Annotated in this window: 16 protein-coding genes and 2 tRNA genes; all 18 read right to left on the minus strand. The window is 43.3% G+C overall.

What is annotated here, in order from left to right; translation table 11 throughout:
• Positions 1-227: 227 nt before the first annotated feature.
• Positions 228-303, minus strand: a tRNA-Lys gene (locus tag PR795_RS16015).
• A gap of 170 nt (positions 304-473) precedes the next feature.
• Positions 474-549 (minus strand) — tRNA-Lys (locus PR795_RS16020).
• Between the two features lie 300 nt (positions 550-849).
• Positions 850-1632, minus strand: a complete 783-nt coding sequence (cpoB, locus tag PR795_RS16025; RefSeq protein ID WP_006660437.1) for a cell division protein CpoB — start codon at positions 1630-1632, stop codon at positions 850-852.
• Positions 1633-1654: 22 nt separating this feature from the next.
• Positions 1655-2152 carry a peptidoglycan-associated lipoprotein Pal gene (gene pal, locus PR795_RS16030; RefSeq protein WP_006660438.1) on the minus strand — a complete coding sequence of 166 codons (498 nt, stop codon included), beginning with the start codon at positions 2150-2152 and terminating at the stop codon, positions 1655-1657.
• Between the two features lie 45 nt (positions 2153-2197).
• Positions 2198-3490, minus strand: a complete 1293-nt coding sequence (gene tolB / locus PR795_RS16035; protein WP_006660439.1) for a Tol-Pal system beta propeller repeat protein TolB — start codon at positions 3488-3490, stop codon at positions 2198-2200.
• A 144-nt stretch (positions 3491-3634) separates the two neighbouring features.
• Entirely contained in the window at positions 3635-4807 is a 1173-nt protein-coding gene (gene tolA, locus PR795_RS16040; RefSeq protein WP_272516944.1) for a cell envelope integrity protein TolA, read from the minus strand.
• A 70-nt stretch (positions 4808-4877) separates the two neighbouring features.
• Entirely contained in the window at positions 4878-5300 is a 423-nt protein-coding gene (gene tolR, locus PR795_RS16045) for a colicin uptake protein TolR (RefSeq protein ID WP_006662303.1), read from the minus strand.
• A 17-nt stretch (positions 5301-5317) separates the two neighbouring features.
• Positions 5318-6001 carry a Tol-Pal system protein TolQ gene (gene tolQ / locus PR795_RS16050; protein WP_006660442.1) on the minus strand — a complete coding sequence of 228 codons (684 nt, stop codon included), beginning with the start codon at positions 5999-6001 and terminating at the stop codon, positions 5318-5320.
• Positions 5998-6393: a tol-pal system-associated acyl-CoA thioesterase gene (gene ybgC / locus PR795_RS16055; protein ID WP_006660443.1), complete on the minus strand. Its 396-nt coding sequence runs from the start codon at positions 6391-6393 to the stop codon at positions 5998-6000. The genes tolQ and ybgC overlap by 4 nt, the downstream gene beginning before the upstream one ends.
• Before the next feature lie 134 nt (positions 6394-6527).
• Entirely contained in the window at positions 6528-6815 is a 288-nt protein-coding gene (gene ybgE, locus PR795_RS16060; RefSeq protein ID WP_006660444.1) for a cyd operon protein YbgE, read from the minus strand.
• Between the two features lie 5 nt (positions 6816-6820).
• Positions 6821-6943: a cytochrome bd-I oxidase subunit CydX gene (gene cydX, locus PR795_RS16065; protein ID WP_006660445.1), complete on the minus strand. Its 123-nt coding sequence runs from the start codon at positions 6941-6943 to the stop codon at positions 6821-6823.
• Between the two features lie 12 nt (positions 6944-6955).
• The gene (gene cydB, locus PR795_RS16070; RefSeq protein WP_006660446.1) at positions 6956-8095 is read right to left on the minus strand and encodes a cytochrome d ubiquinol oxidase subunit II; all 1140 of its coding nucleotides are present in this window, start codon (positions 8093-8095) and stop codon (positions 6956-6958) included.
• A gap of 14 nt (positions 8096-8109) precedes the next feature.
• On the minus strand, positions 8110-9678 hold the full coding sequence (cydA, locus tag PR795_RS16075; RefSeq protein WP_006660447.1) for a cytochrome ubiquinol oxidase subunit I: 1569 nt from the start codon (positions 9676-9678) through the stop codon (positions 8110-8112).
• Positions 9679-10503: 825 nt separating this feature from the next.
• On the minus strand, positions 10504-11376 hold the full coding sequence (gene sucD / locus PR795_RS16080) for a succinate--CoA ligase subunit alpha (protein WP_006660448.1): 873 nt from the start codon (positions 11374-11376) through the stop codon (positions 10504-10506).
• Positions 11376-12542, minus strand: coding sequence for an ADP-forming succinate--CoA ligase subunit beta (sucC, locus tag PR795_RS16085; RefSeq protein WP_006660449.1), 1167 nt, complete (start codon positions 12540-12542; stop codon positions 11376-11378). Before sucC ends, sucD begins: the two co-directional genes overlap by 1 nt.
• Positions 12543-12674: 132 nt before the next feature.
• The gene (gene odhB / locus PR795_RS16090; protein WP_036960232.1) at positions 12675-13883 is read right to left on the minus strand and encodes a 2-oxoglutarate dehydrogenase complex dihydrolipoyllysine-residue succinyltransferase; all 1209 of its coding nucleotides are present in this window, start codon (positions 13881-13883) and stop codon (positions 12675-12677) included.
• 14 nt (positions 13884-13897) lie between these two features.
• A complete protein-coding gene (sucA, locus tag PR795_RS16095; RefSeq protein WP_006660451.1) occupies positions 13898-16705 on the minus strand; it encodes a 2-oxoglutarate dehydrogenase E1 component in 2808 nt (935 codons plus the stop codon).
• Between the two features lie 379 nt (positions 16706-17084).
• On the minus strand, positions 17085-17801 hold the full coding sequence (locus PR795_RS16100) for a succinate dehydrogenase iron-sulfur subunit (protein WP_006660452.1): 717 nt from the start codon (positions 17799-17801) through the stop codon (positions 17085-17087).
• Positions 17802-17812 lie beyond the last annotated feature (11 nt).

Raw genomic sequence — 17812 nt, forward strand, 5'->3', positions numbered from 1 at the left:
CGAACCTGCGACCAATTGATTAAAAGTCAACTGCTCTACCAACTGAGCTAACGACCCATCTGATTTTTGATTTTCTGAACTAATATAACATCGAGAACGTACAGGATTCTTCGACCTTCGGTCTCACCCTACGGGTTGAACCTGCAACCATCTTATTAACAGTTAACAATTCTAGCAACTGAGCTAACAACCCATCTGAAATACTTGAATTATTTACTATTTTTAGATGGTGGGTCGTGCAGGATTCGAACCTGCGACCAATTGATTAAAAGTCAACTGCTCTACCAACTGAGCTAACGACCCATCTGATTTTTGATTTTCTGTACTAACATAATGTCGAGAACATACAGGATTCTTCGACCTTCGGTCTCACCCTACGGGTTGAACCTGCAACCATCTTATTAACAGTTAACAATTCTACCAACTGAGCTAACGCCCTATCTGAACTACTTGAACTGTTTACTATTTTTAGATGGTGGGTCGTGCAGGATTCGAACCTGCGACCAATTGATTAAAAGTCAACTGCTCTACCAACTGAGCTAACGACCCATCTTAAAGCATTATTTTTGGTTCTTTACCCTTCGGGTCGAACCTGCAACCATCTTATTAACAGTTAACGATTCTACCTACTGAGCTAACGATCCATCTAAATGTTTTTAGAATCAATGTGTAATTGATTCTTGCTGATATAACTAGGATTTTTCAATCCGCGCTTTCTCGTATCAACGGCGGCTTATATTACTGATTTCTGACGAGGGTGCAACGATTTTTTTTAAAAAAAAGATTAAGTGCACACTAAACATACGGATAACCCCGAAATATTCGGCTACATCGCTTCGGGGTTATCAATTACAGTGTACTGAGCTTCTTCTCTGCAAGTTTCGCACCAGCACTATTTGGGTATTGTTGTAATACCTGTTGGTAAACAGCTTTCGCTTTATCTTTCTGTCCCTTATCTTGCATGATCAGACCCACTTTAAATAGGGCTTCACTGCTTTTTTGAGACTTAGGATATTGCTTAACTACAGTCGCAAAGTAGAATGCGGCGTCATCCTTGCTACCTTTGTTGTAGTTTAACTGCCCCAACCAATAGTTGGCGTTAGATTGATATCCTGACTTCGGATATGTTTTGATAAACCCTTGCAATGCACCGATCGCTTCGTCAATCTGTGCTTTGGATTTACTTTCCATCGCCAGCTTAACCGCTGCGTTATAATCATCTTTTTCATTACCGCCAGAACTTGCTGCGGGTGTATCTGAAGAAGATGATTGCGCATTTGATGCACTGGTATCAGTTGCATCTGAAGAGTTTGAAGAATCACCACCACTCGCTTTGTCTAACTGCATATACAAATCTTTTTGGCGCTCAACAACTTGATTCAATTTGTATTCACTTTCTTGAATCTGCCCGCGTAACATATCGATATCACGCTGGTTATCGGCTAATTGCTGCTGGATTTGATAAATAATTTGACCTTGAGAGCTAACAGCGGTCTCAAGTTGAGTGAGGCGGTCTGCGGAAGAACCCGATCCGACATTGTTGATTGGCGCTTGGGCAATAGCGGCCCAAGGGACCGCTACGCCAACCAATAACGACAGACCAACTAGTAATTGTCTGAAGTTACTGTTCATAATAGATAATTTCGCTTATCTATTAGTATGCAATGACTGCACGACGGTTTTTCGCGTAGTCTGCTTCAGTGTGACCTAACACAGCTGGTTTTTCTTTACCGTAAGAAACCAGTGAAACTTGGTCACCTGAAACACCTTTGCTTTGCAGATACATTTTAACTGCATTAGCACGACGCTCGCCCAGTGCGATGTTGTATTCTGGAGTACCACGCTCATCCGCATGACCTTCAACAACAACACGTACAGATGGGTTGCTACGCAGGAATGCTGCGTGTGCATCTAACATTTCAGCGTACTCTGGGGATACATTGTATTTATCGAAACCAAAGTAAACTGTGTTGTTTTGTTGCAGTTGTTCCATTTGCTGACGTGCCAGCTCTTCCGCAGACAGACCAGTGTTAGTTTGATTCATAGAAGAATCGTCACCAGTTTGGTCGTTGTTTTTGTTAGAGCTACAAGCTGCGACTGCCATGATTGGTAATGCGATCATCAGCCCTTTAAGCACTTTGTTCAGTTGCATCGTTTTGATCCTTAATATTTTTTTGCCACACATTATTATTATGCATCACAGATACGGCGACCAGGCAGGGAATTTTACCTGTCCATCGGTTGCCGGAAGACGCGCTTTGAAACGCCCGTCGGTCGAAACTAGCTGCAATATAGTCCCCAAGCCTTGAGAGGAGCTATAAATTACCATAGTGCCGTTAGGTGCGATACTCGGCGTTTCATCTAGAAACGTTGACGTTAAATATTCAACGTTACCCGTTGCCAGATCCTGTTTGGCGATATGTTGCTGACCGCCCCCGGAGCTGACCATCGCTAAGAAAGTTCCATCCGGGCTTACATCAGCATCCTGATTTTGTGATCCTTCATAGGACACTCGAACAGGACTACCACCATTAATATTCATTTTATAAATTTGCGGACGTCCTGCCTGATCCGAGGTATAAACTAAAGTTTGGCTATCCGGCATCCAGCTTGGCTCAGTATTATTACTGCGACCATCTGTTACTTGACGAATCTGACCACTACCTAAGTCCATCACATATAAATTCAGGCTGCCTGTCTTCGACAGAGCAAATGCCAGTTTAGTCCCATCTGGTGAGAAAGCAGGTGCCCCATTATGACGTGGGAAAGATGCCACCTGACGAACCGCTCCACTAGATAAAGTCTGAATAACTAGCGCAGAACTACCACTTTCAAACGTTACGTACGCAATCTTTTGGCCATCTGGTGACCAAGCTGGCGACATCAAAGGTTCTGGCGAACGGTGAACCGTAAATTGGTTAAAACCGTCATAGTCAGAAACTCGTAATTCATATGGATATTGACCACCGTTGGTTTTCACAACGTAAGCTATACGCGTACGGAAAGCGCCGCGGATACCTGTCAATTTCTCAAAAACTTCATCACTTGCAGTATGTGCTGCATAGCGTAACCAATCTTTAGTTACTTTAAATTGGTTTTGAGCTAAAACCGCACCAGGGTTAGCGGCAACATCCACTAACTGATAGCTAACAACATAGCTACCATCTGCTGCTGGCTGAACTTGTCCAACAACCACTGCGTTAATACCTAGCGCAGTCCAAGCATCAGGAGTAACTTCTGAAGCCGTACCCGGTTGCTGAGGCATGCGGTTTGGATCAATAGGGTTAAATTTACCACTATTGCGTAAATCAGCACCAACAATTCCCCCCACTTCTTGTGGAGGAGCACCTGCGCCAGCCCATTTAAATGGGACAACACCGATTGGCTGAGCTGAGTTAACACCTTCAGTAATCTCAATACGGATCTCTGCCTGAGCAACAGTAGCCCATAGCATTAAGAACCCGAGAACTATTTTAAACGCCTGCTTCATCCTGATCTCCCTTACTGCGATATTCACCACCGCAATAATTCGCTGAATTTTAACAAAGGTATACTAACAAAACTAGATAGCACACAAACTATTTATTACATTGCCTAAAGATTTACAATACAGACTGCTCTGAGTTATTGAAAATCAAGGCTTAAATACCAATGTGCTACCCGATTTATTAAACGTATCATAGACCTCTCTGCTAGGTGGTTTCGGCATAGTTGCAAGCTTCGCTGCTCTTATTGCCGCTTCACATAGCGCGGGATCATTTGCTGAACCACTTTTCGGTGTAATGCTAACCAATAATCCATCTGGTGCCAGTTTCAATTGCAGCTCACAAGTGCGTCCACGATAACTTTCTGAATCATAGAACTTACTTTGGATTGCAGCTTTAATTTTCCCCGCATAGCTATCAACATCAGCATTTGATGCGCCTGACTTTTTACCGCCACCGCTACCCGCTGCTGTTTGTCCACCCTGCTTACTCGGACCCGAAGCAGTCAAATCACCCAGTAAATCATCAACGGATGATGCACTCTTCGCAGCCTCAGCTTTAGCTTTAGCCGCTTTTGCTTTTGCTTCTTTATCTGCTTTTTCTTTGGCTTCTTTATCAGCCTTAGCTTTAGCTTCTTTTTCAGCTTTAGCTTTAGCATCTGCATCCGCTTTGGCTTTCGCTTTCGCTTCTTTATCTGCTTTAGCTTTAGCGTCAGCTTCTGCTTTTTCTTTAGCTTCTTTTTCAGCTTTAGCTTTAGCAGCCTCAGCTTCTTTTTTAGCTTGAGCCTCAGCTTCTTTTTTAGCTTGAGCCTCTGCTTTCTCTTTCGCTACAGCTTGCTCTTTGATTAATTTCTCTTTCTCAGCTTTGGCTTGTGCCGCGGCTTCTTCCGCTATTTTTTGCTCTTCCTTCGCTTTTTTCGCGGCGTCTAAGGCTTGTTTCTGCTGTTCCTCAGCCTGTTTTTTCTGCTGTTCAGTTTCTCTCTGAGTCTGAATACGCTCTTCTTCAAGCTTTTGTAGGCGCTTTTGTTCCTGCTCTTGCTTTTCTCTTAGCTCAGCATCTTGTTTTTGTTGCTGTTCTTTACGCTCTTTAGCCACCTGCTGGGAACTTTTTTGCTGCTGTTGAGCTTGATTATATTGCTCCACGACTGCACCAGGATCGACCATTACTGCATCAATGACCGTTCCCTCTTCCCCGCCGCCGCCAAGTTGGACGACAGTCACTAAAGAACCTATAACAATTAAAGCGACCAATAAGATGTGCAATCCAATCGACATCATTAATGAGCGCTTTAAGTCATCTTGTTTCTCTTTTGTCTTTCCCACTCTGGTTTCCAAAAAAAGAATCGATTCTTTTCAACTATACCTGCGCCACTTTCAACATGGCGTCAGCACATTAAATTGGTTGAGTCATCAAACCAACAGATTTGATTCCTGCACTATGCAACATGTTCAGCGCCTTAATGACTTCATCATAAGGAACTTCTTTCGCACCACCAATTAGGAAAATGGTTTTAGGATTTTTCTCTAACTGTTCTTTTGCGACGGCTGAAATTTGTTCAGGAGGCAGTAACTCCATACGCTCACCATCGACCAATAAATTATACTGATCAACACCTGCCACTTCTAAAATGACGGGTGGATTATCATTGGATGAGACCGTTTGAGTATCTGTTGCATCCGGTAAGTCAACTTCCACACTTTGAGAAATAATGGGAGCCGTTGCCATAAAGATCAGCAAAAGCACCAACAGTACGTCCAGTAATGGAACAATATTGATTTCGGATTTTAGCTCACGTTTGCGACTATTGCGCGCCATTCGCTGTTCTCCCCGTCTTATTTCTTATCAGCAGAGAATGCTTGGCGATGCAAGATAGCTAGGAATTCTTCCATAAAGTTATCATAGCTTTGCTCAAGTTTATTCACACGCAAGTTTAAGCGGTTGTACGCCATAACAGCTGGAATTGCAGCAAATAGACCGATTGCCGTTGCAATCAGCGCCTCTGCGATACCCGGAGCAACCATCTGCAATGTTGCTTGTTTTACCGCACCTAACGCGATAAAGGCATGCATAATCCCCCAAACGGTACCAAATAAACCAATATAAGGGCTAATTGACCCTACTGTACCTAAAAATGGGATATGTGATTCAACCGATTCCAACTCACGGTTCATGGAAATACGCATAGCACGTGATGCGCCTGTAACCACGGCATCAGGTGCATGAATATTAGCTTGATGTAAGCGGACAAATTCTTTGAAGCCAGAGTAAAAAATTTGCTCTGCGCCACCTAATGCATCACGGCGAGCTTGGCTCTCTTTATATAAGCGGGACAGCTCGATACCTGACCAGAATTTATCTTCAAATGCTTCAGCTTCACGCGTTGCGGCATTTAAAATTTTGGTTCTCTGAATAATAATCGCCCAAGATGCAATAGAAAAACCGATCAAAACGAACATAATGATCTGAACCAATAGGCTCGCTTTTAGGAATAAATCCAAGATATTCATGTCAGTCACTGTTTAAACTCCGCGACAATAGACTTAGGAAGCGCTTTCGGCTTCATTTTAGATGTGTCCACACAAGCAATTAGGGCCGTTGCCCCACAAAGCAAGTTACCTTGCGAATCAACTAACCTTTGCTGAAAGAGTAAAGAAGCACGTTTTATTTCAACGATTTCTGTTTCAACTTCCAGCAGGTCGTCTAACCGAGCCCCTTTAACAAAATCGATTGTCATATTACGGACAACAAATCCAAGGTTCTCAGCGAGTAAACTTTGTTGGTTGATACCTTTATTCCGCAACATTTCCGTTCTTGCGCGCTCAAAAAAAGCCAGATAACGTGCATGATATACAACTCCGCCCGCATCAGTATCTTCATAATACACACGAACGGGCCAGCGAAATAACATAAAAAACCACTCCGTCTTAGGTTAAATTAATTAACGGTGCCACTATACGCAAGACAGTGCCGCTTTGGAATCACTTTGCAGGTAAAGATATCAAAAATAATTGCGGGTCGCATGACCCACAATCTGAATTTAGATTAACTAAAGACTTTTACAAGTCCCCAGATAAGAATGATGGCTGCAGGTAATGGGTGGAACAGGAGTCGCCACGTCAATTTATTTGGGAGGAAACCCACCCCAAAAATGATGGCGCTGCAAGTTGCCCATATCATGAGAAGACCTTGCCAGATTGGAAATGTACTGGTATTTGCTGCAAACAGGGAAGGATCCCACATCACTGCGCCAGCGGTTACTAAAGCTAATATAAGGATAAGGGCCCTTATCGGGCCCTTTCCTAATAGCTGATAGGATTTATCCATCAGCATGTTATTTACTCACCATCTTTAGCTGTTTTAGCTTCTTTTGCGCTCTCAGAGTGCTCAAGTGCTAATGCTGCAATCACTGCAAAACTACAAGCTAACAGAGTGCCGAGGATCCAGGCGAAATACCACATATGTTATGCTCCTTAATACAGTGAATGCTTGTTGCTTTCGATGAAATTTTTGTCCAAACGACCAAACATTTTGTAGTAACACCAGATGGTGTAAGCCAGAACGATTGGAACAAAAATGATAGCAACAACAGTCATAACTTGCAGAGTGAACAGGCTAGATGTTGCATCCCACATGGTCAAGCTTGCATTTGGCATAATGCTTGATGGCATGATGAATGGGAACATCGCAACCCCACATGTCAGAATGATACATGCGATAGTCAATGATGAGAACAAGAATGCCCAACCATTTTTATCCGCTTTTGTTGCAATCATCGTTAACAGTGGTAACCCAACACCCAGAGCAGGAAGAGCCCACAGGATTGGATACGTGTTAAAGTTAGTTAACCATGCACCTGAAACAACTTCGACAGTTTTGTTCAGTGGGTTAGACGGGCTTAATGTATCAATAGTTGAAGTCACTACATAACCATCAATACCCATCACTAACCATACACCAGCGCCAGCAAAAGCAGCTAGAGTGAGGAATGCACAGATATACGTTGCTTTACGAACACGTAAGTGCAGTTCACCCGTTGTACGCATTTGCAGATAAGTTGCACCTTGGGTAACAATCATCATCAAACCGACAACACCCGCTAACAAACCATATGGGTTCAGCAGACCAAACAGATTACCTGTGTAAGTCAGATACTGTTGGTTATCAATTTGCAGAGGGACACCCAGTAACAGGTTACCAAACGCAACACCGATTACTAATGGTGGAACGAAACCACCAATGAACAGACCCCAATCCCACATGCTACGCCATTTTGGGTTCTCCAGTTTAGAACGGTAGTCGAAACCAACCGGACGGAAGAACAATGCAGCTAATACCAAAATCATAGCAACATAGAAACCAGAGAATGCAGCAGCATAAACTTGTGGCCATGCAGCGAACATTGCACCACCCGCAGTGATTAACCAAACTTGGTTACCATCCCAGTGCGGTGCAACAGCATTAATCATAACTCGGCGTTCAGTATCCGTTTTACCTAAGATAGGTAATAAGAAGCCTACGCCCATGTCAAAGCCATCCGTGACGGCAAACCCGATCAGCAGTACGCCGATAAGGATCCACCACACAAATCGAAGAACTTCATAATCAAACATAAGTGGACTCCTGTTTACTGAACGTCGTGTGCTGAACTGTTTTTCTGTTCAAAATGGTAACGACCGGTTTTCAGGCTGCTAGGCCCTTTACGAGCGAATTTGAACATTAAGAACATTTCGGCAATCAAGAACAGTGTGTACAGACCACAGATCAGAGCCATAGAGAAGATCAAGTCTTGTGGGGTTAAGTTAGAGTGTGCAACCGAAACCGGTAACACTTCACCAATTGCCCACGGTTGACGACCATACTCAGCCACAAACCAGCCTGATTCAATTGCAATCCACGGTAATGGAATACCAAACAGTGCCAGACGAAGCAGCAGTTTGTTTTTACCAATACGGTTACGAACGACTGACAGGAATGACCAACCGATGATTAACAGTAACGCAAAGCCAACTGCAACCATGATACGGAATGCCCAGAACAGAGGCGCAACATTAGGAATGCTGTCTTTAACCGCTTTCTGAATCTGTTCTTCTGTCGCATCAACAACATTTGGTGTGTATTGTTTTAGCAGAAGACCATAACCGAGGTCTTTTTTACTTGCTTCGAATGCAGCACGTAATTCTGGACTCTTATCACCAGCTAACAGCTGTTGTAATTGACCATATGAAACCATACCGTTACGGATACGGACTTCGTGTTGCTTCATCAGATCTTTCAGACCTAACACTGGAGTGTCGATCGAACGTGTTGCAATGATACCCATCGCCCATGGAATAGAGATTGAGAACGTGTTCTCTTGTTTCTCATTACTTGGGAATGCGATTAGGTTAAATGCAGCTGGAGGCGCATGGGTTTCCCACTCTGCTTCAACTGCGGCCAGCTTCGTTTTCTGTACGTCGCCCATTTCGTAGCCTGATTCATCACCAAGAACGATAACAGATAGAACAGAAGCCATACCAAAGCTTGCAGCAATTGCAAAAGAACGCTTAGCAAATGCCAAGTCACGACCTTTAAGCATATAGTAAGCGCTGATACCCAGAACGAACATGGCACCAGTACAATAGCCAGCAGCAACTGTATGAACGAATTTAACTTGCGCAACAGGGTTCAGGACTAGCTCAGAGAAGCTAACCATTTCCATACGCATTGTTTCGTAGTTGAAGTCAGCAGCGATAGGGTTTTGCATCCAACCGTTCGCAACCAGAATCCACAGTGCAGAGAAGTTTGAACCTAAAGCAACTAACCAAGTCACCGCAAGGTGCTGAGTTTTGCTTAAACGATCCCAACCGAAGAAGAATAAACCAACAAAGGTAGATTCTAAGAAGAATGCCATCAAACCTTCGATTGCCAGAGGCGCACCGAAGATATCTCCAACATAGTGGGCGTAGTATGACCAGTTAGTCCCGAATTGGAACTCCATAGTCAAACCAGTCGCAACACCTAGGGCGAAGTTAATACCAAATAACTTACCCCAGAACTTAGTCATATCTTTATAAATTTGTTTACCAGACAGCACATATACCGTCTCCATAATCGCAAGCAAAAACGCCATACCAAGCGTTAATGGAACGAATAGGAAGTGATACATCGCAGTTAAGGCAAACTGTAATCGTGACAGTTCGACAATATCAAACATCTTGACTCCTTGCTCCTAGCAGGAAGACACCGACTTGCGGCAACCCGGCTTCCAGTATTAAATGAAAAAGCCTCTTAACTACCAGCAAAAAATGCCTCAAAACAACAAATAATTAACAAAAGTAAAAGAAAAAACCTACCATAATAATAGTACGCCTATCTTCACATACAATAAACTTCTTTTACGTGATTCAGATTTGAATTCTGAAGTTATATCAATAATTATACCCTTTAATAGAAAAATGAGTATTTGATCGAGAACCAATTTAAGCAATTTGAACAAATAAAGCTAGTGGTAATAAATTGATTTATGTCAATTTTTTCCGGTTTGTTAATTGATTGAGTCCCTATTCCAATAATAGTTACCCAGTTGTTAACTACCTGTTATTTTCATTGATAAAGACTTTTTTACTTTTTTAATAAGATTAAAACAATATGGTAACTTTTGTTTTTTCAATCTAAAAAAGAATATACATTTATAATAGTAGACTATTTCTAAATTATTCCTTCATTTATTAATAAAGATAATTACCGTAGAAAATCCCTTATATTCCATTAATCAAAATAATTTAAAAATAAAAAAATTGATCTAATATCAAATTATCGAAATGTTCATTTTGTGCTATTTCTTTCACAATAGGACACTTATCTAAAACTTACTATTTATGCTAATTTATTCCTCTTTTACTTACCAAAAACCCTAGGTCATACGTTTTTTCCAGTATTAAATTAAGTACAGGTATCAATAAGCATAAAAAAACCCGTGCTTCCTAGAAAGCACGGGCTTCGTCTCTTACGTTATACGAGCTATAAACTCATATTGCGCTTACTTGTTTAGCAGGGACTTCACGGCATCGCCGATATCAGCCAAGCTACGAACCGTCTTCACGCCTGCCGCTTCTAAAGCAGCGAATTTCTCGTCAGCAGTCCCTTTACCGCCAGCGATAATGGCACCAGCATGACCCATACGCTTACCTTTAGGTGCAGTTACACCCGCGATATAGCCAACAACAGGCTTAGTAACGTGCTCTTTGATGTATGCAGCCGCTTCTTCTTCCGCGTTACCACCGATTTCACCGATCATCACGATCGCTTCAGTTTGTGGGTCTTCTTGGAATAATTTCAGGATATCGATAAAGTTTGAACCAGGGATTGGGTCCCCACCGATACCAACGCAAGTTGACTGACCTAAACCTGCATCCGTGGTTTGTTTTACCGCTTCATAAGTCAGTGTACCTGAACGTGAAACGATACCAACTTTACCTGGCATATGAATGTGACCAGGTTGGATACCGATTTTGCATTCACCCGGTGTGATAACACCCGGGCAGTTAGGACCAATCATACGAACGCCAGCTTCGTCTAATTTCACTTTAACAGTCAGCATATCCAGCGTTGGAATACCTTCTGTGATAGTGATGATCAGTTTGATACCTGCATCAATTGCTTCAAGGATTGAATCCTTACAAAATGGTGCTGGAACATAAATAACAGAGGCAGTCGCACCGGTTGCTTCAACCGCTTCACGCACAGTGTTAAATACTGGCAAACCAAGGTGGATTGTTCCCCCTTTACCTGGCGTTACACCGCCAACCATTTTTGTACCGTAAGCAATAGCTTGTTCGGAGTGGAAAGTACCTTGACCGCCAGTGAATCCTTGGCAAATTACTTTGGTGTTTTTATCGATTAAAATAGACATTATTTAGCCTCCGCCGCTGCTACTGCTTTCTTAGCTGCATCTGTCAGGCTGTTTGCAGCGATAATATTCAAGCCGCTGTCTGCCAGTTTTTTCGCACCTAACTCTGCATTGTTACCTTCTAAACGTACAACTACTGGTACATTCACACCAACTTCTTCTACTGCACCAATGATGCCGTCTGCAATCAGGTCACAGCGAACGATACCACCAAAAATGTTTACAAATACGGCTTTAACGCTCTTATCAGAAAGAATGATTTTAAACGCTTCAGTCACGCGCTCTTTGGTCGCACCACCACCAACATCGAGGAAGTTAGCTGGAGCACCGCCGTGCAGTTTAACGATATCCATGGTGCCCATTGCAAGACCCGCACCATTAACCATACAGCCGATGTTACCATCCAGAGCAACGTAGTTAAGTTCCCACTTAGCCGCTTGAGCTTCACGCGCATCTTCTTGAGATGGGTCGTGCATTTCACGCATTTCAGCTTGGCGATACAGAGCGTTGCTATCAACGCCTAATTTACCGTCTAAGCAAACTAAATCACCTTCAGTATTGATAACTAATGGGTTAACTTCGATCAGCGCTAAATCGCGCTCTAAGAACATGGTCGCTAATCCCATGAAGATTTTAGCGAATTGGCTAACTTGTTTGCCAGTTAAGCCTAATTTGAATGCCAATTCACGACCTTGATATGGCATTGGACCAGTCAGTGGATCGATAACAGCTTTGTGGATCAGTTCTGGTGTTTCTTCAGCAACTTTTTCAATTTCAACGCCGCCTTCAGTTGAAGCCATGAATACAACACGACGTGTACCACGGTCAACGACTGCACCTAAATACAGTTCTTTAGCGATGTCTGTCGCGCTTTCAACTAAAATTTGGTTAACCGGCTGACCATTTGCATCAGTTTGGTAAGTAACCAGATTCTTACCTAACCATTTTTCAGCAAATTCACGGATATCATTGATATCTTTTGTAACTTTTACGCCGCCAGCTTTACCACGTCCACCTGCGTGAACTTGGCATTTGATAACCCATGGACCATTACCGATTTTTTTCGCCGCAGCTACTGCTTCTTCTACTGATGAACAGGCATAACCAGTTGGTGCTGGTAAACCATAGCGTGTAAAAAGCTGTTTTGCCTGATACTCGTGTAAATTCATGATGTTCTATCCATAATTGAGTCTGGAGGAGCGTTTATCGCCCCTTGCAATTGTTACAGATTTAGCAGCCAGCGAACTGGCTGCATCGGTTACCTCAGACCGGACAGGTTGTCCCCCTGCCCTGTTATGTTTCTATACGTCTAGCAGTAAACGAGTTGGATCTTCCAACATATCTTTGATAGCCACTAAGAAGCCAACTGATTCACGACCATCGATTAAACGGTGGTCATAAGACAGCGCTAAATACATCATTGGAAGAATTTCTACCTTACCATTAACTGCCATTGGGCGGTCTTTGATGGCATGCATACCTAAGATTGCGCTTTGTGGTGGGTTAATGATTGGAGTAGACATCAGAGAACCGAATACACCACCGTTAGTGATAGTGAAGTTACCGCCACTTAAATCTTCAACAGTTAATTTACCGTCGCGACCTTTGACAGCCAGCTCTTTAATATTTTTCTCAATATCAGCCATGCTCATTGCATCCACATCACGCAGAACTGGCGTTACCAGACCACGCGGTGTTGATACCGCAATACTGATGTCAAAATAGTTATGGTAAACCACATCAGAACCATCGATAGAAGCGTTCACTTCTGGATAGCGTTTCAGTGCCTCAACCGCCGCCTTGATGTAGAAAGACATAAAGCCTAAACGTACACCATGACGTTTTTCGAATGCTTCACCGTACTGTGCACGCAGATCTTTGATAGGCTGCATGTTAATTTCGTTGAAGGTCGTTAACATCGCAGTACTGTTTTTCGCTTCCAACAGACGCTCTGCGATACGTTTACGCAAACGAGTCATAGGAACACGTTTTTCACTACGGTGAGCTAATGGTGCTGGAGCTGCTGCAGGAGCTTGAGCTGCTGGCGCTGCTGCTGGTTTAGCTGCTAAGTGTTTTTCAACATCTTCACGAGTCAGACGACCACCAACACCTGTGCCTTTGATGTCTGCTGGATTCAAGTTGTGTTCAGCAACCAGACGACGAATCGCTGGGCTCAGCGCATCGTTGCTTTCATCTTCTAAACTTGCGGTTTGGCGTGCTGCTGGCGCTGGCTCTGCTTCTTTAACTTCAGCAGGGATGCCTGTGCTATCGCCTAAACGAATGCGACCCAGTAACTGTTTAGATAAAACAGTTGCGCCTTCTTCTTCAATAATGGCTTCCAGAACACCTGCTTCACTTGCAGGAACTTCAAGAACAACTTTGTCTGTTTCGATCTCAACCAGAACTTCGTCACGCTGAACACTGTCACCTGGTTTTTTATGCCATGTGGCAACCGCTGCGTCAGCGACGGATTCAGGAAGATCGGGAACAAGAATTTCTACGCTACTCATTTTCTATCCTTTAATTATGCAATGTTCAAAGCGTCATTAACCAGGGCCGCTTGTTGTTCCTGGTGAACGGAGGTATAACCAACTGCTGGAGAAGAAGAAGCTGCTCGACCCGCATAGCGTAAAGTTGCGCCTGCTGGGATGGCTTCATGGAAATTGTGCTGGCTGCAATACCAAGCACCTTGGTTCAGTGGCTCTTCTTGGCACCAAACAAAATCTTTCACATGAGCGTACTGAGCCAATACTTTTTGGATATCTTCGCGTGGGAACGGATACAACTGTTCAATACGTACGATAGCCACATCTTTTTGTTCTTTCTTACGACGTTGTTCTAATAAATCGTAATAAACTTTACCGGAACACATAACGACGCGTTTCACATCTTTCGGATTAATTTCGTCAATTTCACCGATAACTGGTTGGAATGAACCATTCGCCAGCTCATCCATGCTAGAAACTGCTAATGGATGACGTAACAGTGACTTAGGTGACATCACAATCAGAGGACGACGCATATCGCGCAGTGCTTGGCGGCGTAACATGTGATAAACCTGAGCGGGTGTTGATGGCACACACACTTGCATGTTTTGATCAGCACACAGTTGCAGGTAACGTTCTAAACGTGCAGATGAGTGTTCTGGACCCTGACCTTCATAACCATGAGGCAGTAACATCACCAAACCACACATACGACCCCATTTTTGCTCACCAGAGCTAATGAATTGGTCGATAACAACTTGCGCACAGTTAGCAAAGTCACCGAACTGCGCTTCCCAAATTGTTAATGCGCGAGGTTCTGTTGTGGCATAGCCATATTCAAATGCCAATACTGCGTTTTCAGTCAGAACAGAGTCCCAAACGTTGAACACGCCTTGACCGCTATGAACATTTTGTAATGGGACATAAACTGAACCATTCGTTTGGTTATGTACCACTGCGTGACGGTGGAAGAACGTACCACGACCCGCATCTTCACCAGATAAACGGATAGGGACACCTTCATCAACTAACGTACCGTAAGCCAGAGTCTCTGCCGCACCCCAGTCGAGTAATTTTGTCCCTTTCGCCATTTCTGCGCGGTCAGCATAAATTTTCTCAACACGAGACTGTGCAACGATACCTTCAGGGATCGTGCTCAGCTTGGTTGCCAGCTCAGTTAAACGCTTAATATCGTAGCCAGATTTGTATTGCTCATTCCATTCATGGTTTAAGTACGGTTCCCATGTATAAGAATGCAGACCCATTTCACGATATTCTTCAACAACACAGTCACCACGGTCTAACGCGTCACGATACAGGTTAACCATTTCAGTAACTTCATTCGCAGAAACCACGCCAGCTTCGATTAAACGATCTGCGTAGATTTTACGTGGCGTTGGGTGCTGTTTAATTTTTTGGTACATGATTGGCTGAGTTGCACTTGGCTCATCAGCTTCGTTATGACCATGACGGCGGTAACACACTAAGTCGATCATAACATCGCGCTTAAAGGTGTTACGGAAATCTAAGGCTAAGCGAGTCACAAATGCGACAGCTTCAGGATCATCTGCGTTAACGTGGAAAATTGGTGCCTGAACCATTTTCACGATATCAGTACAGTATTCTGTTGAACGCGTGTCTTTCGGGTTGGAGGTTGTGAAACCAACTTGGTTGTTGATAACGATACGCATGGTACCGCCGACTTCATAACCACGAGCCTGAGACATGTTCAGGGTTTCTTGTACCACACCTTGACCGGTTACTGCTGAATCACCGTGAATGGTGATTGGCAGAACCATGTTGCTACGACCTTCGTCCAAACGGTCACGGCGAGCACGTACAGAACCAATAACTACTGGGCTTACAATTTCTAAGTGTGATGGGTTAAATGCCAGCGCTAAGTGAACACGAGAACCCGCAGTTTCAAAATCAGAAGAGAAACCTTGGTGATATTTAACGTCACCTGCACTTGAATGGTCTTTATGCTTGCCCGCAAATTCATCAAATAGTTCAGCAGGTTTTTTACCCAGAATGTTGATCAGAACGTTTAAGCGCCCACGGTGCGCCATACCAAGAACCACTTCACGGGTATCTTGTTTGCCTGCATGATGGATAAGATCCTTCAGCATTGGGATCAGTGCATCACCACCTTCCAAAGAGAAACGTTTTGCACCTGGGAATTTAGCACCAAGATAACGCTCAAGACCTTCCGCAGCCGTTAATTCGGCTAAGAAGCGACGTTTTTCTTCTTTAGAAAATTGTTCAGCAACATTGACTGATTCAAGACGTTGTTGAATCCAGCGTTTTTCTTCAGTGTTAGTGATATGCATATATTCTGCACCAATTGAACCGCAATAAATACGCTTCAGATGCTCATATAACTCACTGAGTTTCATGGTCTCTTTGCCGATTGCAAAAGAACCCACATTGAAAGTTTCGTCGAAATCTTCTTTCGTTAGATTATGGAATGTAGGGTCCAGATCTGGAACGGCTTCGCGTTTCCAAAGTCCTAACGGGTCGAGATTTGCATTTTGGTGTCCGCGGAAGCGGAAGGCATTGATGAGCTGCAAAACTTTGACTTGTTTTGCGTCGATCGTAGGATCGCTAACAGAGGTGTGGTAACGGGTGGACTCCTTTGCTAAGCGACGGAAGTAGTCTCGTGCTTGCGAATGTAATTGTTCACCGTTATTACCTGCTCCAGGTAGTTGCTGGAAGATTTCTCTCCACTCGGCATCTACGGAATTAGGGTCAGTCAGATAATCTTCATAGAGCTGTTCTATATAAGACTGGTTCGCGCCTGCCAGAAAGCTTGAATCCAGCCAGTCCTTCATTACGCCGTTCTGCATTGTGATCCCTTAAGCTTTATAAGCTTTAGTTTTCGCCGTGGTTAACTAATCGCCGCATTTAAGCGACCTCGATAAAGGTTCTCTTGGACGTGCTTTTTGCATGTTCTCACTTTGGGAGTCCCTCTTATCAATTAAGGGTTTCCCTTTTAAGGAACCTTTAAAAACTGTCTGCGGTTTTTAAAGGTTCCTTGCTTTCGCAAGTGTCTTCATCTTGTTTTGCAGTTGGCTTTTTACTTTCACTTTTATACTTTTTACTTTACGTTTCGGTGATTCAATTTAAGACTTTATACTTACTTTACGCTTATTTTTTACTTTAAGTACGTATTTTGTGCTATCCAAATTTAGCCTACGGCACCTAAGCACCGCAGGCTGTATCGATTTAGGCGCTATGTTTCAACAACATAGACTTAATGTGACCGATAGCTTTCGTTGGATTTAGTCCTTTAGGGCATACATTGACACAATTCATGATGCTATGACAGCGGAAAACACTAAAAGCGTCGTTCAGATCATCTAATCGTGAATCCGTTTCAGTATCGCGACTGTCAATTAAGAATCTGTACGCAGCTAACAGACCTGCTGGACCGATAAACTTGTCCGGATTCCACCAGAATGACGGACATGAAGTTGAACAGCACGCACACAGGATACACTCATAAAGACCATCGAGTTTTTCACGTTGTACCGGTGACTGTAAGTTTTCACGCGCAGGTGGATTCTTATTATCATTAATAAGATACGGACGAATTTTTTCATATTGGGTATAAAATTGTGTCATATCGATAATCAGGTCACGAATAACTGGCAGACCTGGTAATGGGCGGATCACAATTTTTTTACCACTACGGGTTAAAGCGGACAGTGGAGTAATACAAGCCAGCCCGTTTTTACCGTTCATGTTCAGACCATCAGAACCACACACACCTTCACGGCAAGAACGACGGAATGAGAGTGTTGGATCTTGTTCTTTTAACTGAATTAATGCATCCAGCAACATCATGTCACGCCCTTCTTTTACTTCAAGGGTGTAATCTTGCATGCGTGGCGCATTGTCTACATCAGGATTGTAGCGATAAATCGAAAATTCTAGTTTCATAGTTTATTTCT

The sequence above is a fragment of the Providencia sp. PROV209 genome, assembly GCF_028479485.1.
Taxonomy (GTDB): Bacteria; Pseudomonadota; Gammaproteobacteria; order Enterobacterales; family Enterobacteriaceae; genus Providencia; species Providencia alcalifaciens.